The organism is Rhodoferax sp. RT4P68 (genome assembly GCF_056521305.1).
The window spans coordinates 202,561-224,581 of sequence record NZ_JBWMBB010000005.1 but is presented as its reverse complement, the minus strand read 5'-3'; the positions used below and the strand labels follow the sequence as shown (position 1 = coordinate 224,581).

The following is a 22,021-nucleotide window of genomic DNA, read 5'->3' as shown; positions in this document are numbered from 1 at the left end:
CATCTTCCCAATGGGCGAAGGGGCCATACAGCCTTGTGCGCCATCTGCTGCAAGCGGCCCGCAGCGCAAGGCCAGTGAGCGTCCTGTGGATCTGACCGCCAAGCCTGCCAAGCCCGCTGCCTCGGCCAAGCTCAGTGGGCCGCAACGCGCGCTGCTGAAGATGGACCTCAAGCGCGACATCGACCTGGCCCTGCACCTGCCGCTGCGCTACGAAGACGAAACCCGCATCACCCGACTGGCCGATGCGCGTGACGGCGAGGTCGTGCAGATCGAGGCGACCGTGCAGACCTGCGAAGTCAAGCTGGGCCCGCGCCGCCAACTGCTGGTGACGGTGGACGATGACAGCGACACCTGTGTGCTGCGCTTCTTCACCTTCTACCCCTCGCACCAGAAGGCCCTGGCGCCCGGGGCCAGGGTGCGCGTGCGCGGCGAGGTGCGCGGCGGCTTCGTCGGCCGCACGATGCTGCATCCCCACTTTCGCGCGGCAGCGGGTGAGCTGCCCAGCGCGCTGACCCCGGTCTACCCCACCACCGCCGCCCTGCCGCAGACCTACCTGCGCCGCGCCGTGCTGGCGGGCCTGGCCCGTGCCGAACTGCGCGAAACGCTGCCGCCCGGTCAGTCGCCCGTAGCCTGGAGCCTGCGGCAGGCGCTGGAGTTCCTGCACCACCCCACGCCCGATGTGTCGGTCGAGGCGCTGGCCGACCGCAGCCACCCAGCCTGGCAGCGCCTGAAGGCCGAGGAACTGCTGGCACAACAGCTGTCGCAGCTGACTGCCAAACGCGAGCGGGGCCGGCTGCAGGCGCCGGTGTTGCAGGCCGCAGGTGCCGAGGCCCTGCCCGCGCAATTGCTGGCCGCGTTGCCGTTCGCGCTGACCGGCGCTCAGCAGCGCGTAGTGGCCGAGATCACCGCCGACCTCGCGCGCGCACTGCCCATGCACCGCCTGCTACAGGGCGACGTGGGCTCGGGCAAGACCGTGGTCGCCGCGCTGGCCGCCACGGTGTGCATGGACGCCGGCTGGCAGTGCGCGCTGATGGCGCCCACCGAGATCCTGGCCGAGCAGCATTTCCGCAAGCTCGTGGGCTGGCTGGAGCCCCTGCTAGCCGCTCACGGCCGGCGCATCGCCTGGCTGGCCGGCGGCCAAAAGAAAAAGGAGCGCGACACCATGCTGGCGTTGATCGCCAGCGGCGAGGCCGCGCTGGTCGTCGGCACGCACGCCGTGATCCAGGACAAGGTGCAGTTCCAGCGCCTGGGCCTGGCCGTCATCGACGAGCAGCACCGCTTCGGCGTGGCCCAGCGCCTGGCACTGCGCGGCAAGCTGGCGGCCGAGGGGCAGGAGCCGCACCTGCTCATGATGAGCGCCACGCCCATCCCACGCACGCTGGCCATGAGCTACTACGCCGACCTGGATGTGTCCACCATCGACGAGCTGCCACCCGGCCGCACGCCGGTGCTGACGCGCGTGGTGCACGACGCGCGGCGCGACGAGGTGGTCGAGCGCATCCGTGGCCAGATCGACGAGGGCCGGCAGGTCTACTGGGTCTGCCCGCTGATCGAAGAGAGCGAGGCGCTGGACCTGGCCAACGCCACCGCCACGCATGCAGCGCTGGCCGATGCCTTGCCCGGCGTGCTGGTGGGCCTGCTGCACTCGCGCATGGCACCGGCCGAGAAGAAAGCCGTCATGTCGCTGTTCACCGACGGGCTGATGGGTCTGCTGATCAGCACCACGGTGATCGAGGTCGGTGTGGACGTGCCCAACGCCTCGCTGATGGTGATCGAGCATGCCGAGCGCTTCGGCTTGTCGCAGCTGCACCAGCTGCGTGGGCGCGTGGGGCGCGGGGCGGCGGCATCGGCCTGCGTGCTGCTGTTCTCCACGGGCGACGCGCCACGCCTGGGCCAGACCGCGCGCGAGCGGCTGAAAGCCATGGTCGAGACGTCCGACGGCTTCGAGATTGCCCGGCGCGACCTGGAAATCCGCGGCCCGGGCGAGTTCCTGGGCGCACGCCAGTCCGGCGCGGCGCTGCTGCGCTTTGCCGACCTCAGCACCGACGCCGACCTGCTGGCCTGGGCGCGCGCGCTGGCCCCCGTGATGCTGGACCGCTACCCCGAACTGGCCGAGCGCCATGTGCAGCGCTGGCTGGGCGGCAAGGCCGAATTCCTCAAGGCGTGAGGGGGCCACAATAGATCCCATGACGCCGACCGAACTGAATTCCATCGTCGCCGTGATCGTCGGAGCGAAGGGCGAGGGGCCCCGCTTGCGGGGATCGACCCGCGCAGGCGATCAACAACGGCGAGCAGCTGTCAGCGGAGCTGTGAGATGACCCTCACCGAACTGAAGTACATCGTCGCCGTGATCGTCGGAGCGAAGGGCGAGGGGCCCCGCTTGCGGGGATCGACCCGCGCAGGCGATCAACAACGGCGAGCAGCTGTCAGCGGAGCTGTGAGATGACCCTCACCGAACTGAAGTACATCGTCGCCGTTGCCCGCGAAAAGCATTTCGGCAAGGCCGCCGAGGCCTGCTACGTGTCGCAGCCCACGCTGTCGGTGGCGATCAAGAAGCTCGAAGAAGAACTGGACCTCAAGCTGTTCGAGCGCAGCGCCAACGAAGTCACCGTGACCCCGCTGGGCGAAGAGATCGTGCGCCAGGCGCAAAGCGTGCTGGAGCAGGCCGCCAACATCAAGGAAATCGCCAAGCGCGGCAAGGACCCGCTGGCCGGTCCGCTGCGCCTGGGCGTGATCTACACCATCGCCCCCTACCTGTTGCCCGACCTCGTGCGCCAAGCCATCCAGCGCACGCCGCAGATGCCGCTGATGCTGCAGGAAAACTTCACCGTCAAGCTGCTCGAATCGCTGCGCACCGGCGAGCTGGACTGCGCCATCGTGGCCGAGCCTTTTCCCGACACCGGGCTGGCGATTGCGCCCCTCTATGACGAGCCCTTCCTGGCCGTCGTGCCGACCTCGCACCCGCTGGCCAAGCAGGACCACATCACCGCCCAGCAGCTCAAGGCCGAGACCATGCTGCTGCTGGGCAATGGCCACTGCTTTCGCGACCATGTGCTGGAGGTCTGCCCCGAGTTCGCGCGCTTTTCCAGCGACGCCGAGGGCATCCGCCGCAGCTTCGAGGGCTCGTCATTGGAGACCATCAAGCACATGGTGGCCGCCGGCATGGGCGTCACGCTGGTGCCGCGCCTGGGCGTGCCGCGCGAGGCCTTGTCGGCGCACGCCGGCAAGCGCCGCCGGGGCGAGGAGCCCTACGTCAAGTACCTGCCCTTCGATGGCGATCCGCCCACGCGGCGCGTGGTGCTGACCTGGCGCCGCAGCTTCACGCGCTACGAGGCCATCGCCGCGCTGCGCAACGCCATCTACGCGTGCGAGCTGCCGGGCGTGAAGAGGCTGTCTTGATTGGCCGTTGCCCGTCGCCGGCATAGGCGGCGCCAGATTGCAGCGTCCCAGCCGCCTGTTTCAGAATATTTGCTTTCATCCAACGGAGAACCCATGGCCAAGAACCCCAAGTCCGCCGCAACCGCATCGTCGTCCGCACCCGGCATCAACATCGGCATCAGCGACAAAGACCGCGCGGCCATCGCCAAGGGCCTGTCACACCTGCTGGCTGACACCTATACGCTGTACCTGACCACGCACAACTTCCACTGGAACGTGACCGGTCCCATGTTCAACACGTTGCACGTGATGTTCATGACCCAGTACACCGAGCTGTGGAACGCCGTCGACCCCATCGCCGAGCGCATCCGCTCACTGGGCCACAAGGCGCCTGGCTCGTACACGCAGTTCAGCCAGCTCGCCAGCCTGCCCGACGCACCGGTCGAGCCGCCGAACGCGCTGGAGATGGTGCGCATCCTCGTCAAGGGCCACGAAGCCGTGGCCCGCACCGCGCGCGAACTCTTCCCCACGGCCGACAAGGCCAGCGACGAGCCCACGGCCGACCTGCTGACGCAGCGCCTCACGGTGCACGAGCAGACCGCGTGGATGTTGCGCTCCTTGCTCGAAGAGTGAAGCCTTGGCCGCGTCGATGCCAGCCGCGCCACCGGGCCGGCTGCAGCTCTACCTCGACCTGATCCGCTGGAGCCGGCCGGCTGGCTGGCTGCTGCTGCTGTGGCCCTCGCTCAGCGCGCTGTGGGTGGCGGCTGATGGCTTCCCCGGCTGGCACCTGCTCACGGTATTCGTGCTCGGGACCATCCTCATGCGCAGCGCCGGCTGCTGCGTCAACGACGTGGCAGATCGTGATTTCGACAAGCATGTCAAGCGCACGGCGCAGCGGCCCGTGACCAGCGGGCGCGTCTCTGTGCGCGAGGCGTTGACGCTGGGGGCCGTGCTGGCGCTGGCGGCCTTCGGCCTGGTGCTGACGACGAATCTGGCCACCATCGCCTGGTCGTTCGTGGCGCTGGCCGTGACTCTTGTCTACCCCTACGCCAAACGCTTCGTCTCCATGCCGCAGGCAGTGCTGGGCGTGGCGTTCAGCTTCGGCATTCCGATGGCGTTCTCGGCCGTGCGCGGCGGGCCGGCGTGGGAGCTGTTCCAAGGTGGGGCGTTCAGCCTGCAGGCCGCGTGGGACAGCGTGCCACCGCTGGCGTGGGTTCTGCTGGTGGGCAATCTGTTCTGGGTGATCGCGTATGACACCGAGTACGCGATGGTGGATCGGGACGACGACCTCAAGATCGGGATGAAGACCTCGGCGATCACGCTGGGGCGCTTCGACGTGCCAGCGGTGCTGGCGTGCTACGCGCTGTTCCTGCTGGTCTGGACGTTTGCGCTGCGGCAGCTGGTGCCGGGCTGGCTGTTCCTGGTGGGCATCGCCGCTGCGGCTGCGCAGGTGGTGTGGCATGCGGGCTTGATCAAGGACCGCACGCGCGATGGGTGTTTCAAGGCCTTTCGGCTGAACCACTGGCTGGGGTTTGCGGTGTTTGGCGGTATCGCCGCCGCTTACACGCTGCGCTGAGGCGCGCTCAACCCGCGCCGAACTCGTCGCCCAGTTCCCGTGCGCGCTGCTCAGCGGCGCGCATGGCCTTGACGAACGCCTCGGCAACCTGAGCTTGCTCCATCGACGTGATCGCCGCATAGGTCGTGCCGCCCTTGGACGTGACGCGCTGGCGCAGCACGGCGGGTGGCTCGTCGGAGCAGCGGGCCAGTTCGGACGCGCCGGTGAAGGTGGCCACGGCCAGCTGGTGCGCCTGCTCTGGTGGCAGGCCCATGTCGGTGCCGGCCTGCACCATGGCTTCGATGAAATAGAACACGTAGGCCGGGCCGGAGCCGGACATCGCCGTCACCGCATCGAGCTGCGATTCCTGCGCCACCCACAGCGACGCGCCCGTGGACGCGATCACCTGCTCGACGCGCGTGCGGTCCGCCGCCGTGACCGCGTCGCGAGCGAACAGGCCGGTCACGCCCTGGCCGATCAGCGCCGGTGTGTTCGGCATGGCGCGCACGATGCGCTCGGTGCCCAGCCAGCGCGCGATGCTGTCGCTGCGGATGCCCGCCGCCACGCTCAGGTGCAGCGCCTGGGCGGTGTGGGCGCGCACCGGGGCGGCGGCTTCCTGAAAGACCTGCGGCTTGACGGCCCAGACCACCAGATCGGCATCGGCCAGTGCGGGGCCGGCCGATTCAAGGGCGGTCACGCCGTGGTCCGCTGCCAGCTTGGCCCGCGTTTCTGCAAAGGGCTCGACCACCCGCACGCGGCTGGCCGACAGACCTTCTCGGAGCAGGCCGCCGATGATGGCGCTGGCCATGTTGCCGCCGCCGATGAAGGCGATCGATGCGTTCGATGGTGGGTTGTTCATGGTGGTGGGAGGCAAGGGCAATGCCCGGTCCGGGCAGGGGCAGCCATTGTCGCCAACCCGGCCGTTCATGCGGCCGCGCGAGAATGGCTTGATGCCCTCGACCACCCAGCTTCTTGCCACGCCGCGCGCTTCCTTGATGGCCCAGCTCGCCCAGGGCGATCGCTACGACCTGGTCGTGGTCGGCGGTGGCGCGACCGGGCTGGGTGTGGCGGTGGATGCGGCTTCTCGCGGGCTCAAGACGTTGCTCGTGGAATCGCACGATTTCGCCAAGGGCACCTCGTCGCGCGCGACCAAGCTGGTCCACGGTGGCGTGCGCTACCTGGCCCAGGGCAATATAGGCCTGGTCCGCGAAGCCTTGCGCGAGCGCACCACGCTGCTGCGCAACGCCCCCCACCTGGCGCAGCCGCTGGCCTTCGTCATGCCCTGCTATGAGTTTTGGGAAGGCCCGTTCTATGGTGCCGGGCTCAAGGCCTACGACCTGCTGGCTGGCGAGGCCGGGTTGGGCACGACGCGCTTCCTCACCCGCACCAAGGCCCAGGCGGCGCTGCCCGGGCTGCGCACCCAGGGACTCAAGGGCGGCATCCTGTACTGGGACGGCCAGTTCGACGACGCCCGGCTGGCGCTGGCGCTGGCCCGCACGGCCGCCGCCCAGGGCGCGCTGGTTCTCAATTACTGCGCCGCCACGGACCTGATCCACGAGAACGGCCGCATCGCCGGTGTCCGCGTGCAGGACCAGGAGACCGGCGCGTTCCACACCGTGCGCGCCGGCTGCGTTGTCAACGCCACCGGTGTCTGGGTCGATGCCCTGCGCGAGCAGGACGCGGCGGCGCTTTCGCAGCCCGTGCAGCCGCTGGTCGCACCGAGCCAGGGCGTGCACGTGGTGGTGGACCGCAGCTTTCTGCCGACCGAGCATGCGCTGCTGGTGCCCAAGACGGCCGACGGGCGGGTGCTGTTCGCGGTGCCCTGGCTCGGCAAGCTGATCCTGGGCACCACCGATACACCGCGACAGGACCTCGCGCGCGAGCCACGCCCTTTCGGCGAGGAGCTGGACTTCATCCTGCGCGAATCCGCGCGCTATCTCGCCCGAGCGCCCCGCCCGGCAGACGTGTTGAGCTGCTGGGTGGGCCTGCGCCCGCTGGTGCGACCGGCGCAGGACGATGCCACCGCCACCCGGCAACTGAGCCGGGAACACACGGTGCTGGTCAGCCGCAGTGGCCTGGTCACGGTCACGGGCGGCAAGTGGACGACCTACCGGGCCATGGCCGAAGACGTGCTGGCACGCTGCCTGGAAGACGGGCTGCTGCCGCAGCGGGCGCCATGCCGCACGCAGCGGCTGCAGTTGTGGGGGGCCGACGATCTGCTGCCGCAGAACCGGCGTTCGATGGCCGAGGCGCAAGGCCCGCACAGCTACGGCAGCGATTGGCCGGCGGTGGTCGCCCTACCCGGCGCCGACCGCATGCTGGGCGACAACCTCACCGAGGCCATGGTGCGGTTCGCCGCACGTCATGAGTACGCGCGCACTGTCGAGGACATGCTGGCCCGCCGCGTGCGACTGCTGTTTCTCGATGCGCAGCGCGCCGCTGCGCTGGCGCCGCTTGTTGCTGCGGTGATGCGGGAGGAAACGGGTGTCGACCCCCAGCTGGACGCCTTTCTGGCGCTCGCCGCTTCCTACCAGGAGCTGCCTACTTCGACAATCTGATCGAAACGTGTTGACAGGGCGATTTCGGGCAAGCATAATCGCGGGCTTCGCCTTCAAAGCGTTGCTCTTGCCCAAACGCAAGCACCCCGAGTGGTTCGGAGTGTGCGCGACGGGCCCAAGACTGATCAGGTGGGTGTGGTGCCGGTTTCCCGGTGTCATGCCCTCCCGGTACAAGTTGGGAAATTACTGAAATGATCCAAACTGAATCCCGGCTGGACGTGGCCGACAACACGGGTGCGAAGTCCGTCCTGTGCATCAAGGTGCTCGGTGGTTCCAAGCGGCGCTATGCCAGCGTGGGCGACATCATCAAGGTGAGCATCAAGGAAGCCGCGCCGCGAGGCCGCGTCAAAAAGGGCGAGGTCTACAGCGCTGTTGTGGTGCGTACCGCCAAGGGCATCCGTCGTGGTGACGGTTCGCTCGTCAAATTCGATGGCAACGCAGCCGTGTTGCTCAATGCCAAGCTGGAGCCCATCGGCACCCGCATCTTTGGACCGGTGACGCGCGAGCTGCGCACTGAAAAGTTCATGAAGATCGTGTCCCTGGCTCCTGAAGTTCTGTAAGGGGACGCCACATGAACAAGATTCGCAAGGGCGACGAAGTGATCGTGCTGACCGGGCGCGACAAGGGCAAGCGCGGCACGGTGTTGCAGCGCACGGATGACTCCCATGTGCTGGTCGAGGGCATCAACCTCGTCAAAAAGCACACCAAGCCGAACCCGTTGAAGGGCACCACCGGTGGCATCGTGGAAAAGGGCATGCCCATCCATCAGTCCAACGTGGCGATCTTCAATGCCGCGACCGGCAAGGCCGACCGCGTGGGCATCAAGTTGTCGGAAGACGGCAAGACGCGCTCGCGTGTCTTCAAGTCCAGCGGCGCAGACATCAAGGTGGCATGAGCATGACGCGCTTTCAAGAAATTTATCGCGACAAGGTGGCTCCCGAGCTGGTTGCCAAGTTCGGCTACAAGTCGCCGATGCAGGTCCCCCGCCTGACCAAGATCACGCTCAACATGGGTGTGAGCGAGGCCGTCGCCGACAAGAAGGTCATGGACAACGCCGTCGGCGACCTGACCAAGATCGCCGGCCAGAAGCCTGTCGTGACCAAGGCCAAGAAGGCCATCGCCGGTTTCAAGATCCGCGAAGGCCAGGCCATCGGCTGCATGGTCACGCTGCGTGGCGTCAAGATGTATGAGTTCCTGGATCGTTTCGTCACCGTGGCTTTGCCGCGTGTGCGTGACTTCCGCGGGATCAGCGGCCGCGCCTTCGATGGCCGCGGTAACTACAACATCGGCGTCAAAGAACAGATCATCTTCCCTGAGATCGAGTACGACAAGGTCGATGCCTTGCGCGGTCTCAACATCAGCATCACCACGACGGCCAAGAACGACGAAGAGTGCAAGGCACTGCTCGCCGGTTTCAAGTTCCCGTTCAAGAACTGAGGTCATCCATGGCTAAACAAGCTTTGATCCAACGCGAACTGAAGCGGGACCGTCTGGTTGCCAAGTACGCGACGAAACACGCCGAACTGAAGGGCATCGCCAACGACGCCAAGAAGTCCGATGAAGAGCGCGCGTTGGCTCGCCTGGCACTGCAAAAGCTGCCGCGCAACGCCAACCCCACGCGTCAACGCAACCGTTGCGAAATGACCGGTCGCCCGCGCGGCACGTTCCGCCAGTTCGGTCTGGCGCGCGCCAAGATCCGTGAATTGGCTTTCGCTGGGGATATTCCCGGCGTGACCAAGGCCAGCTGGTAAGTAGGCAGGAGATTCGATATGAGCATGAGTGATCCCATTGCCGACCTGCTGACCCGCATCCGCAACGCGCAGATGGTGTCCAAGACCACGGTGTCGCTGCCTTCTTCCAAAGTGAAGATCGCCATCGCCCAGGTGTTGAAGGACGAGGGTTACATCGACGGCTTCCGCGTCAAGAACGAAGGTGGCAAGACCGAACTCGAGATTGCGCTGAAGTACTACGCCGGCCGTCCCGTGATCGAACGCATCGAGCGTGTGAGCCGCCCCGGCCTGCGCGTCTACAAGGGCCACGACGCTCTGCCCCAGGTCTTGAATGGCCTGGGTGTGGCGATCGTGACCACGCCCAAGGGCGTCATGACCGACCGCAAGGCGCGCGCATCCGGTGTGGGTGGCGAAGTCTTGTGCTACGTCGCCTAAGCCCGGCACCGAGGAGAAATCGAACATGTCTCGAGTAGGAAAAATGCCGGTGTCCATCCCTTCAGGGGTGGATGTGGTGATCAAGGATGACCAGATCAGCGTCAAGGGCACGGGCGGCAATTTGTCTCTGTCCCAGAACCAGCTGGTCACGGTCACGAACGAAGACGGCAAGCTGAGCTTCGTTCCCGTCAATGAATCGCGTGAAGCGAATGCCATGAGCGGCACCATGCGTCAGCTGGTGAACAACATGGTGGTCGGGGTGACCAAGGGCTTCGAGAAGAAGCTGACGCTGGTCGGCGTGGGCTACAAGGCCCAGGCGCAAGGCGCCAAGCTGAACCTGGCTGTCGGCTACTCGCATCCGGTCAACGTCGATATGCCTGCGGGCATCACGGTCGCCACGCCGGCGCCGACGGAAATTGTGCTCAAGGGCGCAGACCGTCAACGCGTCGGCCAGATCGCCGCCGAGATTCGTGCTATTCGTCCGCCAGAGCCTTACAAGGGCAAGGGCATCCGCTACGCGGACGAGAAGATCACGATCAAAGAAACGAAGAAGAAGTAAGGGGCAGCATCATGTTGACCAAGAAAGAACAACGTTTGCGCCGTGCGCGGCAGACCCGAATCCGGATCGCTACGCAAGGGGTCGCACGCCTGACGGTGAACCGCACCAACCTGCACATCTACGCCGCCGTGATTTCCGGCGACGGTGCGAAGGTGCTGGCCAGCGCGTCCACGGCCGAAGCTTCCATCCGCAAGGAACTGGGCGGCTCGGGCAAGGGTGGCAATGCCGCCGCTGCCCAGGTCGTCGGCAAGCTGATCGCCGAGAAGGCCAAGGCTGCTGGCGTGGAGAAGGTTGCGTTCGACCGCTCCGGCTTCGCCTACCACGGCCGCGTCAAGGCGTTGGCCGACGCTGCCCGCGAAGCTGGCTTGCAGTTCTAAACAGATCGGAATTCATCATGGCAAGAATGCAAGGCAAGATGCAGGGCAAGGCTGAAGGGCCTGAGGACGGTCTGCGCGAGAAGATGATCGCGGTCAACCGCGTGACCAAGGTGGTGAAGGGCGGCCGTATTCTCGGTTTCGCCGCACTGACCGTGGTCGGTGACGGTGATGGCCGCGTCGGCATGGGCAAGGGCAAGTCCAAGGAAGTGCCCGCAGCCGTGCAGAAGGCGATGGAAGAAGCCCGTCGCAACATGGTCAAGGTCACGTTGAAGAACGGTACCGTTTTCCACAAGGTGTACGGTCACCACGGCGCGGCCAACGTCATGATGGCGCCTGCTCCCAAGGGTACCGGCATCATTGCGGGCGGCCCGATGCGCGCGGTGTTCGAAGTGCTGGGCGTGACCGACATCGTGGCCAAGAGCCACGGTTCGTCCAACCCCTACAACATGGTGCGTGCAACGCTGGACGCGCTGCGCAACTCCACCACTCCGGCCGAGATCGCCGCCAAGCGTGGCAAGACGGTCGAAGAGATCGTCGGCTGAGCAAGGTAATCACATGACTACCCAACAAACTGTCAAGGTGCAATTGGTGCGCAGCCCGATTGGCACCAAGGAATCGCACCGCGCCACCGTACGTGGCCTGGGTCTGCGCAAGCTCAATAGCGTGAGCGAACTGCAGGACTCGCCGGAAGTGCGCGGCATGATCAACAAGATCAGCTACCTGGTCAAGGTTCTCTGAAGAGGTCGATGATGGAACTCAATGGCATTCAACCGGCTGCAGGCGCCAAGCACGCCAAACGCCGTGTCGGCCGTGGCATCGGCTCCGGCCTGGGCAAGACCGCAGGCCGCGGTCACAAGGGTCAGAAGTCGCGCGCTGGGGGCTACCACAAGGTGGGCTTCGAGGGCGGTCAAATGCCCATGCAGCGTCGCTTGCCCAAGCGTGGCTTCAAGTCGCACCTGCTGCAGTTCAACGACGAGGTCACGCTGACTTCGCTCGAGAAGCTGGGCGCGTCCGACGTCGACATGATGAGCCTGAAGCAGGCTGGCCTGATCGGTGAGATGGCCAAGGTGGTGAAGGTCATCAACACCGGCACGCTGTCGCGCGCTGTGAAGTTGACCGGCATCGGTGCGACGGCTGGCGCCAAGGCTGCGATCGAAGCAGCCGGCGGCAGCCTGGCCTGAACCCAGCACCCGTGAACGAGGATTCGACCGGTGGCCACTAGCTCCGCAAACATTGCAAAGACCGGCAAGTTCGGCGACCTGCGTCGCCGGCTCGTCTTTCTGTTGCTGGCGCTGGTCGTGTACCGGATCGGAGCGCACATTCCGGTGCCGGGCATCAATCCGGAACAACTGCAGCAGCTCTTCAGTGGGCAGCAGGGCGGCATCCTGAGTCTGTTCAACATGTTCTCAGGTGGCGCGCTGTCGCGCTTTACCGTGTTCGCGTTGGGCATCATGCCGTACATCTCGGCGTCGATCATCATGCAGTTGATGACCTACGTCGTGCCGACCTTCGAGCAGATGAAGAAGGAAGGCGAGGCAGGCCGTCGCAAGATCACGCAGTACACGCGGTACGGAACGCTGGCCCTGGCCTTGTTCCAGTCGCTGTCGATCGCGATTGCGCTCGAAAGCTCGGCAGGCCTGGTGATTTCGCCTGGCTTCGGTTTTCGCGTCACTGCCGTGGTGAGCCTGACGGCTGGCACGATGTTCCTGATGTGGCTGGGTGAACAGATCACCGAGCGGGGTCTGGGCAACGGCATTTCGATCCTGATTTTTGCCGGCATCGCAGCAGGTTTGCCGAGTTCCATCGGCGGGCTTCTGGAGTTGGTGCGTACGGGTGCGATGAGCATCATCGTGGCACTGGTCATCGTGATCGCGGTGGCAGCGGTGACGTACTTTGTAGTGTTCGTGGAGCGCGGCCAGCGCAAGATCCTGGTCAATTACGCGCGCCGTCAGGTGGGCAACAAGGTGTATGGCGGTCAGTCGTCACACCTGCCGCTCAAGCTGAACATGGCAGGCGTGATTCCGCCGATCTTCGCGTCGTCGATCATCCTGCTGCCGGCAACGGTGGTGAGCTGGGTGAGTTCGGGTGATTCCATGCGCTGGCTGAAGGACATTGCCGGCATGCTAAGTCCGGGCCAGCCGATTTATGTGATGTTCTACGCTGCGGCGATCATCTTCTTCTGCTTTTTCTACACGGCGCTGGTGTTCAACAGCCGTGAAACCGCAGACAACCTGAAGAAGAGCGGTGCGTTCATTCCCGGCATTAGGCCTGGTGAGCAGACCGCGCGCTACATCGACAAGATCTTGCTGAGGTTGACGCTTGCGGGCGCGATCTACATCACGTTTGTTTGTTTGCTGCCTGAATTTCTGATTCTCAAGTACAACGTGCCGTTTTATTTCGGTGGTACGTCGCTGCTGATCATTGTGGTGGTCACCATGGACTTCATGGCCCAGGTCCAGAACTACATGATGTCGCAGCAGTATGAGTCCTTGCTCAAGAAGGCCAACTTCAAGGGCGGTTGAGATTGACATGTCACCTGGCGAGTGCGCGGACAGTGGTCCGTGCCAAGCGGGTTGAAACGGTTAAACAGTTTTAGGAGAGAGTTATGAGAGTTTCGGCTTCGGTAAAGAAAATTTGCCGCAACTGCAAAGTCATCCGTCGCAAGGGCGTGGTTCGTGTGATCTGCACCGATCCGCGTCACAAGCAGCGCCAAGGCTGAGCAAGAGTTTAAGAGGACGTTATGGCACGTATTGCTGGTATCAACATTCCGCCGCATCAGCACGCTGAGATCGGCCTGACCGCTATCTTCGGAATCGGCCGCACGCGTGCGCGCCAGATCTGCGAGGCCACCGGCATCGCATATTCGAAGAAGGTCAAAGACCTGACCGACGCCGATCTGGAAAAGATCCGCGACCAAGTCGGCCAGTTCACGATCGAAGGCGATCTGCGCCGCGAGACCACGATGAACATCAAGCGTTTGATGGACATCGGTTGCTACCGCGGCTTCCGTCATCGCCGCGGCCTGCCCATGCGTGGCCAGCGTACGCGCACCAACGCCCGCACCCGCAAGGGTCCGCGCAAGGCCGCTCAGGCCCTGAAGAAGTAAGGATTGAGAGAACACCATGGCTAAAGCACCGTCGAACAACGCCGCGCAACGCGTGCGCAAGAAGGTCCGCAAGAACGTCTCCGACGGTGTTGCGCACGTGCACGCTTCGTTCAACAACACCATCATCACGATCACCGATCGCCAGGGCAATGCCTTGTCGTGGGCATCGTCCGGTGGCCAAGGTTTCAAGGGTTCGCGCAAATCGACGCCCTTCGCAGCCCAGGTGGCTTCCGAGGTCGCTGGTCGCGCCGCGATCGAACAAGGCATCAAGAACCTGGACGTCGAGATCAAGGGCCCAGGCCCTGGTCGCGAATCGTCGGTGCGCGCATTGGGCGCCCTGGGCATCCGCATCACTTCGATCTCCGATGTGACGCCGGTTCCCCACAACGGCTGCCGCCCGCAGAAGCGTCGCCGGATCTGATCGCCGCCGCGACCTTCTCCATCATCCAAGCCCACCGCCGTCGGCACACAGACCGACGGCTCCCACAGCGACGCTGTGGCAGCTGAATTCAAAGGACTACACAAGTGGCACGCTACCTAGGCCCCAAGGCCAAACTCTCCCGCCGTGAAGGCACCGACCTGTTCCTGAAGAGCGCGCGCCGTTCCATCAGCGACAAGGCCAAGTTCGATTCCAAGCCCGGCCAGCACGGTCGCACTTCGGGCTCGCGTACCTCCGACTTCGGCCTGCAACTGCGCGAGAAGCAGAAGGTCAAGCGCATGTACGGCGTGCTGGAGAAGCAGTTCCGCCGCTACTTCGAGGAAGCCGATCGTCGCCGTGGCAACACGGGCGCCAATCTGCTGTTCCTTCTGGAGTGCCGGCTGGACAACGTGGTCTACCGCATGGGTTTCGGGTCCACGCGTGCCGAAGCGCGTCAGATGGTGTCGCACAAGGCCATCACGGTGAACGGCCAGAGCGTCAACATCCCGTCGTACCTGGTGAAGACCGGTGACGTGGTGGCGGTGCGCGAGAAGTCCAAAAAGCAGAACCGCGTGGTCGAGGCTTTGCAGCTGGCGCAGCAGGTTGGCATTCCCGCCTGGGTAGAGGTCAGCATCGACAAGGCCGAAGGCACCTTCAAGAAGGTTCCGGACCGCGACGAGTTCGGCGCCGACATCAACGAGTCGCTGATCGTCGAGTTGTACTCGCGTTAAGTCGCACCGTATCGAGAGATTTCATTCCTGGGCCTTCAGGGCACTGCGGCCCAGGCACTCCACCAGCCTTACCGGTGTAACGAGCTGGGGGTATTGAGAGGACGCTGCATGCAAACCAATTTGCTGAAACCCAAAGCCATCAACGTAGAGCAACTGGGTCTGAACCGGGCCAAGGTTGCGCTGGAGCCATTCGAGCGCGGCTATGGTCACACCCTGGGCAACGCGTTGCGCCGGGTCCTGCTGTCGTCGATGGTCGGCTATTCGGCAACCGAGGTCACGATTGCGGGCGTGCTGCACGAGTATTCGTCGATCGACGGTGTGCAGGAAGACGTCGTCAACATTTTGCTGAATCTCAAGGGTGTGGTGTTCAAGCTGCACAACCGCGACGAAGTCACGCTGAGCTTGCGCAAGGATGGCGAGGGGATGGTCACGGCTGCTGACATCCAGACGCCGCACGACGTGGAGATCATCAACCCTGAGCATGTCATCGCCACGCTGTCGCAAGGCGGCAAGCTGGACATGCAGATCAAGGTCGAGAAGGGCCGTGGCTACGTTCCGGGCAGCCTGCGTCGCTACGGCGACGAGCAGACCAAGTCCATTGGCCGCATCGTGCTGGACGCATCGTTTTCTCCGGTCAAGCGCGTGAGCTACACCGTCGAGAGCGCTCGCGTCGAGCAGCGTACGGATCTGGACAAGTTGGTCGTCGAGATCGAGACCAATGGTGCGATCACGGCCGAAGATGCAGTGCGTGCTTCCGCCAAGATCCTGGTTGAACAGCTCGCCGTGTTCGCCCAGCTGGAAGGCAGCGAACTGGCCGCATTCGATGCGCCCGCGCCTCGTGGCAATGCGCAGTTCGACCCGATCCTGCTGCGCCCAGTGGACGAGCTGGAACTGACGGTGCGTTCGGCCAATTGCTTGAAGGCCGAGAACATCTACTACATCGGCGATTTGATTCAGCGCACCGAGAACGAGTTGTTGAAGACGCCGAACTTGGGCCGCAAGTCCTTGAATGAAATCAAGGAAGTACTGGCGTCGCGCGGTCTGACTCTGGGCATGAAGCTGGAAAGCTGGCCGCCCGCGGGCCTGGACAAGCGCTGATCGATAAGTCACCCGCTAGCGCGGGATGTGCACGGGTGGTACCTGATACGGCCATCCTTTTAATAAGCTGAAGGAAAAAGCACCATGCGTCACGGACACGGACTCCGCAAACTCAACCGCACCAGCTCGCATCGACTTGCGATGTTGCGCAACATGATGAACTCGTTGATCGAACACGAAGTCATCAAGACCACGGTTCCGAAGGCCAAGGAATTGCGCCGCGTCGTTGAGCCCATGATCACCCTGGCCAAGGAAGCCACGGTGGCGAACCGCCGCCTGGCGTTCGACCGCCTGCGCAGCCGTGACAGCGTCACCAAGCTGTTCAACGACCTGGGCCCCCGCTTCAAGGCGCGACCGGGCGGCTACACCCGCATCCTGAAGATGGGGTTCCGCGTGGGCGACAACGCGCCCATGGCGTTGGTCGAACTGGTCGATCGTCCCGCAGCTGTCGAAAATGATTCGGCCGACGAAGCCAAGGCTTAAACGTGCTATACTCACTGTCTTGTCGCGCGATGGAGCAGCCTGGTAGCTCGTTGGGCTCATAACCCAAAGGTCGCAAGTTCAAATCTTGCTCGCGCAACCACAAACAGCATAACGGCCGGTCATTTGACCGGCCGTTTTTGTTCGTGCGCGCTTTGCACGTGATTCGCCGATGTCCTCGCCCGCACACATGTGGGCGCCAAAACCGCTCGGGGGGATCCCGCTTGACGCGCGTATTTAGCGTCAAATCCTGAACATGTTCCGCGCAAAAAATGCGCAAGTGGATGAGAATTGCACTGATCTAGTGCGGTGATCGCACGAAACGTGGCCAGCGGTGTTGTTCTTCCGGTCATCATCGGCAATTTGGGGAGTCCATGACATCTCGACGGGGCGATGCAAAGCCGGCCGATGCAGGCCTCGCGCCGTTGGGTGCGGTCGTGGAAGCCTCGGCGTCTGAATCGCATGCGGTGGCCGTGCCGGACATCCGCCGAGCCGCACTCGCGTTGGCCGACGTCGTCTGGGACTGGGATGTGCCGGGCGCGACCGTCTGGTGGAGCCACTCCTGTCATGGCTTTCTCGGCGGTGATGCGCAGCACTGGTCTACGCATGGGCTCGCCTGGATCTCCGACGTCCAGCCGCACGACCGGGCGCGCGTCACCCAATCGCTCGAAGCCGTACTGGCCAGCTCCAGCGCCCGATGGACGGGCGATTTCAGGCTCCTGCGCCAGGACGGCCGCACGATTCGGGTCAGCGCCCGCGCCTGGCTGAGCCGTGACGATCGTGGCGCTGTGCAGCGTGTCGTCGGTGGCCTGACGGACGTCACACCCTGGTTCGACGATGGCCCTGAACTGGCCCGTCTAAGCCGCGCCCGTCGCATGCTGCAGGCTTGCAATGAAAGCCTGATCCGCGCCGATTCCGAAGAGGTTCTGTTGCGCGGCATCTGCAGCGCGTCGGTCGAGATCGGCGGCTACGCCATGGCCTGGGTGGGCTACGCGCGCGAGGATGTCGACAAGACCATCGAGGTCATTGCCCACGCGGGCGACGATGCGGACTTCATGAAGGGCATCGCCATGTCGTGGTCCCAAGACGGCCCGAATGGCAGCGGACCTGCAGCGCGCACCATTCGCAGTGGCGAGCTGATCATCGTGGAAGACATCGGGCAGGATGCTTCCTTTGCGCCCTGGCTGCCAGATCTCGTGGCCAACGGATTTCGTGGCGTTGCCTGCCTTCCGTTGCGCGACGCGCGGCGCACGTTCGGGTTTTTCTATCTGTACGCTCCCGATGTGGTGCGGATCGGCGCTGATGAGGTCGCGCTTCTGCAAGAGCTGGCCAACAACCTGGCCTTCGGCATCGGCAACCTGCGTTCGCGCGCACAGCAAGCGCGCCTGCAGGCGGCAGTGCTGAAGGCTGCAATCGCCGTGTCGGCTGCTTCCGGCGAAGCGTTTTTCGGGCAGCTGGCCCTGCACATGGCCGATGCTGCCGGCGCACGGGCGGCCTTCGTCGCACGCTTTCGCGGCGACCAGCCGCTGATGTTGGATACGCTTGCCTCCGTCGTTGATGGCAAGGCGGTCGCCAATCTCCAGTACCCGATTCACGGCACCCCGGCAGAGGCCTTGCTGACCCAGCCCACGGTGTTCGCTACCGAGCTGCCGCCGTTCTCCGCCAAGATGCGCGGCGTTCTGAGCGGCCACAATCCTACGGCCTATGCAGGTGTTCGCGTCGAAGACTCGTCGGGCGCGCTGCTCGGCGTGATCGTGACGCTGTTCGACACCAGTCCGCTAGATGTGGGCCTGGTCCATTCGACCTTGCAGATCTTCGCCGCGCGGGCTGCCTCGGAGATCGAGCGCCAGGATGCCGATCGGCGGCTGCGCCGCCAGGCGTCATTGTTGAACCTGGCACAGGACGCCATCGTGGTCTACGGCATGGACCGTCGCGTCCAGTTCTGGAACCAAGGGGCCGAGCGCCTGTACGGCTGGCGCGAAGCGGAGCTAGGCCCTGATTTCAGCGTCACCAGCCTGCACCCCGAGCCTGCCGCGTTCGAGGAGGCCATGACGCTGGTATGCCAGCGCGGCGAATGGAGCGGCGAGCTGGTCCAGGCCCGCCGTGACGGCTCCCCGGTCACGGTGGGTGCGCGCTGGACGCTGGTGCGTGACGAGCGTGGAGAGGCCGAGGCGATCCTCGCGATCCACACCGACGTCACCGACCGCAAGCGCGCCGAGCACGAAATCCAGCAGTTGGCCTTCTACGACCCGCTGACGCAGCTGCCCAATCGATTGCTGTTGATGAACCGCCTGCAGCGCGCGCTGGCGGCCGAGCAACGCACCGGGCGGGGCGGCGCGCTGCTGTTCATCGACCTGGACAACTTCAAGACCCTGAACGACACACTGGGCCACGCCATGGGCGACCTGCTGCTGCAACAGGTCGCCGGCCGGCTGCTGGCCTGCGTGCGCGGGGTCGACACCGTGGCGCGTCTTGGGGGTGACGAATTCGTCGTCATGCTCGAAGACCTGAGCCCGCGCGAGCACGAAATGGCCATGCAGGCACGCCACATCGGCGAGAAGATCCTGCTGGCGCTGAGCGTTCCCTACCAGCTGGCCAGCAACGAGCACCTGTCCACGTCCAGCATCGGCATCGCCCCGTTCAAGCACCACAGCGACAGCGTCGGAGAACTGCTGAAGCAGGCGGACATCGCGATGTACCAGGCCAAGGCGGCGGGCCGCAACACCCTGCGGTTCTTCGATCCCGGCCTGCAGGCAGCCGTCACCGCGCGGGCCGCGCTGGAGGCCGACCTGAGGCTGGCCCTGGCGCAAGAAGAGCTGTTGCTGCACTACCAGCCCCAGGTGGATGCGGCAGGCCGCATGACCGGTGTCGAGGCGCTGGTCCGGTGGCAGCACGCCCAGCGCGGCGCCATCGCGCCGGCCGACTTCATCCCTCTGGCCGAAGACACCGGGATGATCCTGCAACTGGGACGCTGGGTCTTGCAGGAGGCCTGCCGGCAGCTTGCCGCCTGGGCCGAAGACCCGCGCACCGCCATGTTGACCATGGCCGTCAACGTCAGCTCGCGCCAGTTCCGCCACCCCGATTTCGTCGCCCAGGTGGCCAGTGTGCTGCAGCACACGAAGGCCGATGCAGGGCTGCTGAAGCTGGAGCTGACCGAGAGCTTGCTGGTCGAAGACATGGACATGACCGTGGGCAAGATGACGGCGCTGCGCGCTTTCGGCGTTGGCTTCGCGCTGGACGACTTCGGCACCGGTTACTCGTCGTTGAGCTACCTGCGCAGGCTGCCGCTGGACCAGCTGAAGATCGACCAGTCGTTCGTGCGGGACGTGGTGCACGACGTCAACGATGCCGCCATCGTTCGCACCATCATCGGCCTGGCGGCCGGCCTGGGACTGCAAGTACTGGCCGAGGGCGTGGAGACCACGGCGCAGCGCGACTTCCTGGCGCGTGAAGGTTGCAGCGCCTACCAGGGCTACTTGTTCGGCACGCCGGTGTCGGGCGCTGCCTTGCTGGCCATACTGGCTGACGCGGCTGGTTCGTCCAGCGCCACCTCCACCAGGCAGTCGTAGAAGGTGGGCGCCTGGCCCAGGTCGGTCAGGCGCTGGCTGGTCAGCTCGTTGACGTTGCGCCCGTCCAGGCCCAGCTTGCGCCACCAGATGCTCAGGCCGTGCACCACGCCTTCGCGGGCGCGGGTGGTCACGTGGGCCTTGCAGCGGTAGGTGCCACGCGCGTTGAACACGCGCACCACCGCGCCATCGACGATGCCGCGCACCAGCGCGTCGGCGGGGTGGATCTCCAGCAGCGGCTCACCTTCGATGGCCCGCAGGCTGGCCACGTTCACGAAGGTCGAATTGAGGAAGTTGCGGGCAGGAGGCGAGATCATCGCCAGCGGCCATTCGGTGCTGCTGCCGATGGCTTCGAAGTTCGGGAGGTGGTCGGGCAGACCGTCCATGCCCTGGTCTGCCAGCCGCTGGCTGAAGAACTCGCAGCGGCCCGACGGTGTCGGAAAGCCGCCATGCGCAAACGGTGCGTCCGGCAGCGCCAACGTTGCGAAGCCGTCGCGCAGCAGCTGGTCGAAGTCGATCTGCTGGCCATAGGCGGCGCGGCACAGAGTCTGGTCGTCGTCCTGCAGGCAGGGATTGTCCAGGCCCATGCGCAACGCCAGGTCGCGAAAGATCTGCGTGTTGCTCCGTGCCCGCCCGAGCGGTGCGATGGCCGGCCGGTTGAGCAGCACGTCGGTATGGCCATAGCCGGCGTGGATGTCCCAATGCTCCAGCTGCGTCGTCGCCGGCAGGATGACATCGGCGTAGTCCGCCGTGTCGGTCTGGAAGTGCTCCAGCACCACCGTGAACAGGTCCTCGCGCGCAAAGCCCTGCACGACCTTGGCCGATTGCGGCGCCACCGCCACCGGGTTGCTGTTGTAGACGACCAGGGCCTCGATGCGCGGGCCGAAGCTGTCGCCGCCACGTTCGAGCAGCGCGTCGCCGATGGTGCTCATGTTGATGGTGCGTGAGCGCTGCGCCGCCCGCAGGTCGGGCCGCTGCAGCGCGGCGCGGTCGACCGGGAACTGGCCCGAGCTGCTGAGCAGCACGCCGCCGGCGCGGTGGCGCCAGGCGCCGATCAGCGCCGGCAGGCAGGCCACGGCGCGCGCCGCATTGCCACCGCCGCGCACGCGCTGCATGCCGTAGTTCAGACGGATGGCGGCCGGGCCGGCGCCGCCGAGCGTTGCCCGGCAGGCACCGTAGTCGCGCGCCAGCCGCTCGATCTGCTCGGCCGGCACGCCGCACACGTCGGCTGCGCGGGCCGGTGGCCACTGCAGCGCCCGCTCGCGCAGCGCATCCCAGCCCAGCGTGTGCTCGCGCAGGTAGTCGTGGTCCAGCCAGTCGTGCACCACCAGTTCATGCATCAGCGCCAGTGCCAGCGCGGCATCGGTACCGGGCCGCAGCGCGATGTGCTCGTGGCATTTGTCGGCGGTCTCGGTGCGGCGCGGGTCGATGCACACCAAACGGGCGCCGTGGCGCTTGGCCTCTTGCGCATAGCGCCAGAAGTGCAGGCTGCTGGTGATCGCGTTGCTGCCCCAGATCAGGATCAGCCTGGCCTCGGCGAAGAACTCAACCTTCATGCCCACCTTGGCGCCCAGCGTCTGCACCATGGCCTCGGCACCGGCGGAGGCGCAGATCGTGCGGTCCAGCAGCGAGGCGCCCAGCGTGTGGAAGAAGCGTGCCGCGATGCTCTCGCCTTGCACCAGCCCCATGGTGCCGGCGTAGCTGTAGGGCACGATGGCCTGCGGCGTGCGTGCGGCAATGGCGCCCAGCCGCGCCGCGATCAAGTCCAGCGCCTCGTCCCAGCTGACCGGCGCGAACTGGCCGGAGCCCTTGGGGCCGACGCGCTTCAGGGGCTGCAGCAGCCGGTCCGCGTGGTAGGTGCGCTCGGTGTAGCGCGACACCTTGGTGCACAGCACGCCACCCGTCTGAGCGTGCGCGGGGTTGCCCTGCACCTTGGTGGCCACGCCGTCGACCACGGTGGTCAGCAGCGCGCAGGTGTCCGGGCAGTCGTGCGGGCAGGCGCCCCGCACCTGGTGCGTCGTCGTGTCCAT

Annotated in this window: 25 protein-coding genes and 1 tRNA gene; 24 read left to right on the top strand and 2 right to left on the bottom strand. The window is 65.3% G+C overall.

What is annotated here, in order from left to right:
* Positions 1 to 10: 10 nt before the first annotated feature.
* The 4 genes from recG (at position 11) to ubiA (ending at position 4,954) form a co-directional block, all read left to right on the top strand.
* The gene (recG, locus tag AC099J_RS12985) at positions 11 to 2,167 is read left to right on the top strand and encodes an ATP-dependent DNA helicase RecG (protein WP_479615671.1); all 2,157 of its coding nucleotides are present in this window, start codon (positions 11 to 13) and stop codon (positions 2,165 to 2,167) included.
* Between the two features lie 275 nt (positions 2,168 to 2,442).
* Positions 2,443 to 3,399, top strand: a complete 957-nt coding sequence (locus AC099J_RS12980; RefSeq protein ID WP_479615670.1) for a LysR substrate-binding domain-containing protein — start codon at positions 2,443 to 2,445, stop codon at positions 3,397 to 3,399.
* 93 nt (positions 3,400 to 3,492) lie between these two features.
* Positions 3,493 to 4,011 carry a Dps family protein gene (locus tag AC099J_RS12975; protein WP_479615669.1) on the top strand — a complete coding sequence of 173 codons (519 nt, stop codon included), beginning with the start codon at positions 3,493 to 3,495 and terminating at the stop codon, positions 4,009 to 4,011.
* A 16-nt stretch (positions 4,012 to 4,027) separates the two neighbouring features.
* Positions 4,028 to 4,954 (top strand): 4-hydroxybenzoate octaprenyltransferase, encoded by a 927-nt coding sequence (gene ubiA, locus AC099J_RS12970; RefSeq protein ID WP_479615917.1) that lies wholly within the window; start codon positions 4,028 to 4,030, stop codon positions 4,952 to 4,954.
* A 7-nt stretch (positions 4,955 to 4,961) separates the two neighbouring features.
* On the opposite strand, the gene proC is transcribed toward ubiA, so the two are convergent.
* Positions 4,962 to 5,792, bottom strand: coding sequence for a pyrroline-5-carboxylate reductase (proC, locus tag AC099J_RS12965; protein ID WP_479615668.1), 831 nt, complete (start codon positions 5,790 to 5,792; stop codon positions 4,962 to 4,964).
* Between the two features lie 91 nt (positions 5,793 to 5,883).
* On the opposite strand from proC, the gene AC099J_RS12960 reads away from it, so the two are divergent.
* The 20 genes from AC099J_RS12960 to AC099J_RS12865 all read left to right on the top strand — a co-directional run bounded on the left by AC099J_RS12960 (position 5,884) and on the right by AC099J_RS12865 (position 19,994).
* Positions 5,884 to 7,491 carry a glycerol-3-phosphate dehydrogenase/oxidase gene (locus tag AC099J_RS12960; RefSeq protein WP_479615667.1) on the top strand — a complete coding sequence of 536 codons (1,608 nt, stop codon included), beginning with the start codon at positions 5,884 to 5,886 and terminating at the stop codon, positions 7,489 to 7,491.
* 191 nt (positions 7,492 to 7,682) lie between these two features.
* Entirely contained in the window at positions 7,683 to 8,051 is a 369-nt protein-coding gene (gene rplN / locus AC099J_RS12955; protein WP_025596343.1) for a 50S ribosomal protein L14, read from the top strand.
* A gap of 11 nt (positions 8,052 to 8,062) precedes the next feature.
* A complete protein-coding gene (gene rplX / locus AC099J_RS12950) occupies positions 8,063 to 8,386 on the top strand; it encodes a 50S ribosomal protein L24 (RefSeq protein WP_479615666.1) in 324 nt (107 codons plus the stop codon).
* A gap of 2 nt (positions 8,387 to 8,388) precedes the next feature.
* Positions 8,389 to 8,928: a 50S ribosomal protein L5 gene (gene rplE, locus AC099J_RS12945; protein ID WP_479615665.1), complete on the top strand. Its 540-nt coding sequence runs from the start codon at positions 8,389 to 8,391 to the stop codon at positions 8,926 to 8,928.
* An 8-nt stretch (positions 8,929 to 8,936) separates the two neighbouring features.
* Positions 8,937 to 9,242, top strand: coding sequence for a 30S ribosomal protein S14 (gene rpsN / locus AC099J_RS12940; protein ID WP_479615664.1), 306 nt, complete (start codon positions 8,937 to 8,939; stop codon positions 9,240 to 9,242).
* Positions 9,243 to 9,260: 18 nt separating this feature from the next.
* Positions 9,261 to 9,656 carry a 30S ribosomal protein S8 gene (gene rpsH, locus AC099J_RS12935; RefSeq protein ID WP_479615663.1) on the top strand — a complete coding sequence of 132 codons (396 nt, stop codon included), beginning with the start codon at positions 9,261 to 9,263 and terminating at the stop codon, positions 9,654 to 9,656.
* A gap of 25 nt (positions 9,657 to 9,681) precedes the next feature.
* A complete protein-coding gene (rplF, locus tag AC099J_RS12930; protein ID WP_479615662.1) occupies positions 9,682 to 10,215 on the top strand; it encodes a 50S ribosomal protein L6 in 534 nt (177 codons plus the stop codon).
* Between the two features lie 11 nt (positions 10,216 to 10,226).
* A complete protein-coding gene (rplR, locus tag AC099J_RS12925; RefSeq protein ID WP_479615661.1) occupies positions 10,227 to 10,592 on the top strand; it encodes a 50S ribosomal protein L18 in 366 nt (121 codons plus the stop codon).
* Positions 10,593 to 10,609: 17 nt separating this feature from the next.
* A complete protein-coding gene (gene rpsE / locus AC099J_RS12920) occupies positions 10,610 to 11,134 on the top strand; it encodes a 30S ribosomal protein S5 (protein WP_479615660.1) in 525 nt (174 codons plus the stop codon).
* A gap of 13 nt (positions 11,135 to 11,147) precedes the next feature.
* Positions 11,148 to 11,330, top strand: a complete 183-nt coding sequence (gene rpmD / locus AC099J_RS12915; protein WP_055840933.1) for a 50S ribosomal protein L30 — start codon at positions 11,148 to 11,150, stop codon at positions 11,328 to 11,330.
* Positions 11,331 to 11,341: 11 nt separating this feature from the next.
* Positions 11,342 to 11,773, top strand: a complete 432-nt coding sequence (gene rplO, locus AC099J_RS12910; RefSeq protein ID WP_479615916.1) for a 50S ribosomal protein L15 — start codon at positions 11,342 to 11,344, stop codon at positions 11,771 to 11,773.
* A 30-nt stretch (positions 11,774 to 11,803) separates the two neighbouring features.
* The gene (secY, locus tag AC099J_RS12905; RefSeq protein ID WP_479615659.1) at positions 11,804 to 13,114 is read left to right on the top strand and encodes a preprotein translocase subunit SecY; all 1,311 of its coding nucleotides are present in this window, start codon (positions 11,804 to 11,806) and stop codon (positions 13,112 to 13,114) included.
* A gap of 83 nt (positions 13,115 to 13,197) precedes the next feature.
* Complete coding sequence (gene rpmJ / locus AC099J_RS12900) at positions 13,198 to 13,311, top strand: 50S ribosomal protein L36 (protein WP_028820150.1); 114 nt, start codon at positions 13,198 to 13,200, stop codon at positions 13,309 to 13,311.
* A gap of 21 nt (positions 13,312 to 13,332) precedes the next feature.
* Positions 13,333 to 13,698 carry a 30S ribosomal protein S13 gene (rpsM, locus tag AC099J_RS12895; protein WP_479615658.1) on the top strand — a complete coding sequence of 122 codons (366 nt, stop codon included), beginning with the start codon at positions 13,333 to 13,335 and terminating at the stop codon, positions 13,696 to 13,698.
* Positions 13,699 to 13,714: 16 nt separating this feature from the next.
* The gene (gene rpsK / locus AC099J_RS12890; protein ID WP_479615657.1) at positions 13,715 to 14,119 is read left to right on the top strand and encodes a 30S ribosomal protein S11; all 405 of its coding nucleotides are present in this window, start codon (positions 13,715 to 13,717) and stop codon (positions 14,117 to 14,119) included.
* 104 nt (positions 14,120 to 14,223) lie between these two features.
* Positions 14,224 to 14,847: a 30S ribosomal protein S4 gene (gene rpsD / locus AC099J_RS12885; RefSeq protein ID WP_479615656.1), complete on the top strand. Its 624-nt coding sequence runs from the start codon at positions 14,224 to 14,226 to the stop codon at positions 14,845 to 14,847.
* 108 nt (positions 14,848 to 14,955) lie between these two features.
* A complete protein-coding gene (locus AC099J_RS12880) occupies positions 14,956 to 15,945 on the top strand; it encodes a DNA-directed RNA polymerase subunit alpha (protein WP_479615655.1) in 990 nt (329 codons plus the stop codon).
* An 84-nt stretch (positions 15,946 to 16,029) separates the two neighbouring features.
* Complete coding sequence (gene rplQ, locus AC099J_RS12875) at positions 16,030 to 16,428, top strand: 50S ribosomal protein L17 (RefSeq protein WP_479615654.1); 399 nt, start codon at positions 16,030 to 16,032, stop codon at positions 16,426 to 16,428.
* Positions 16,429 to 16,451: 23 nt separating this feature from the next.
* A tRNA-Met gene (locus AC099J_RS12870) sits at positions 16,452 to 16,528 on the top strand.
* 271 nt (positions 16,529 to 16,799) lie between these two features.
* Positions 16,800 to 19,994: a sensor domain-containing phosphodiesterase gene (locus tag AC099J_RS12865; protein ID WP_479615653.1), complete on the top strand. Its 3,195-nt coding sequence runs from the start codon at positions 16,800 to 16,802 to the stop codon at positions 19,992 to 19,994.
* On the opposite strand, the gene AC099J_RS12860 is transcribed toward AC099J_RS12865, so the two are convergent.
* The gene (locus AC099J_RS12860) at positions 19,898 to 22,021 is read right to left on the bottom strand and encodes a molybdopterin-containing oxidoreductase family protein (RefSeq protein ID WP_479615652.1); all 2,124 of its coding nucleotides are present in this window, start codon (positions 22,019 to 22,021) and stop codon (positions 19,898 to 19,900) included. The genes AC099J_RS12865 and AC099J_RS12860 overlap by 97 nt on opposite strands.

Excerpts from the sequence above, each read along its gene's own strand:
- recG (WP_479615671.1), top strand. The coding sequence starts at position 11 with ATGGGCGAAGGGGCCATACAGCCTTGTGCGCCATCTGCTGCAAGCGGC.
- AC099J_RS12980 (WP_479615670.1), top strand. The coding sequence starts at position 2,443 with ATGACCCTCACCGAACTGAAGTACATCGTCGCCGTTGCCCGCGAAAAG.
- AC099J_RS12975 (WP_479615669.1), top strand. The coding sequence starts at position 3,493 with ATGGCCAAGAACCCCAAGTCCGCCGCAACCGCATCGTCGTCCGCACCC.
- ubiA (WP_479615917.1), top strand. The coding sequence starts at position 4,028 with ATGCCAGCCGCGCCACCGGGCCGGCTGCAGCTCTACCTCGACCTGATC.
- proC (WP_479615668.1), bottom strand. The coding sequence starts at position 5,792 with ATGAACAACCCACCATCGAACGCATCGATCGCCTTCATCGGCGGCGGC.
- AC099J_RS12960 (WP_479615667.1), top strand. The coding sequence starts at position 5,884 with ATGCCCTCGACCACCCAGCTTCTTGCCACGCCGCGCGCTTCCTTGATG.
- rplN (WP_025596343.1), top strand. The coding sequence starts at position 7,683 with ATGATCCAAACTGAATCCCGGCTGGACGTGGCCGACAACACGGGTGCG.
- rplX (WP_479615666.1), top strand. The coding sequence starts at position 8,063 with ATGAACAAGATTCGCAAGGGCGACGAAGTGATCGTGCTGACCGGGCGC.
- rplE (WP_479615665.1), top strand. The coding sequence starts at position 8,389 with ATGACGCGCTTTCAAGAAATTTATCGCGACAAGGTGGCTCCCGAGCTG.
- rpsN (WP_479615664.1), top strand. The coding sequence starts at position 8,937 with ATGGCTAAACAAGCTTTGATCCAACGCGAACTGAAGCGGGACCGTCTG.
- rpsH (WP_479615663.1), top strand. The coding sequence starts at position 9,261 with ATGAGCATGAGTGATCCCATTGCCGACCTGCTGACCCGCATCCGCAAC.
- rplF (WP_479615662.1), top strand. The coding sequence starts at position 9,682 with ATGTCTCGAGTAGGAAAAATGCCGGTGTCCATCCCTTCAGGGGTGGAT.
- rplR (WP_479615661.1), top strand. The coding sequence starts at position 10,227 with ATGTTGACCAAGAAAGAACAACGTTTGCGCCGTGCGCGGCAGACCCGA.
- rpsE (WP_479615660.1), top strand. The coding sequence starts at position 10,610 with ATGGCAAGAATGCAAGGCAAGATGCAGGGCAAGGCTGAAGGGCCTGAG.
- rpmD (WP_055840933.1), top strand. The coding sequence starts at position 11,148 with ATGACTACCCAACAAACTGTCAAGGTGCAATTGGTGCGCAGCCCGATT.
- rplO (WP_479615916.1), top strand. The coding sequence starts at position 11,342 with ATGGAACTCAATGGCATTCAACCGGCTGCAGGCGCCAAGCACGCCAAA.
- rpmJ (WP_028820150.1), top strand. The coding sequence starts at position 13,198 with ATGAGAGTTTCGGCTTCGGTAAAGAAAATTTGCCGCAACTGCAAAGTC.
- rpsM (WP_479615658.1), top strand. The coding sequence starts at position 13,333 with ATGGCACGTATTGCTGGTATCAACATTCCGCCGCATCAGCACGCTGAG.
- rpsK (WP_479615657.1), top strand. The coding sequence starts at position 13,715 with ATGGCTAAAGCACCGTCGAACAACGCCGCGCAACGCGTGCGCAAGAAG.
- AC099J_RS12880 (WP_479615655.1), top strand. The coding sequence starts at position 14,956 with ATGCAAACCAATTTGCTGAAACCCAAAGCCATCAACGTAGAGCAACTG.
- rplQ (WP_479615654.1), top strand. The coding sequence starts at position 16,030 with ATGCGTCACGGACACGGACTCCGCAAACTCAACCGCACCAGCTCGCAT.
- AC099J_RS12865 (WP_479615653.1), top strand. The coding sequence starts at position 16,800 with ATGACATCTCGACGGGGCGATGCAAAGCCGGCCGATGCAGGCCTCGCG.
- AC099J_RS12860 (WP_479615652.1), bottom strand. The coding sequence starts at position 22,021 with ATGGACACGACGACGCACCAGGTGCGGGGCGCCTGCCCGCACGACTGC.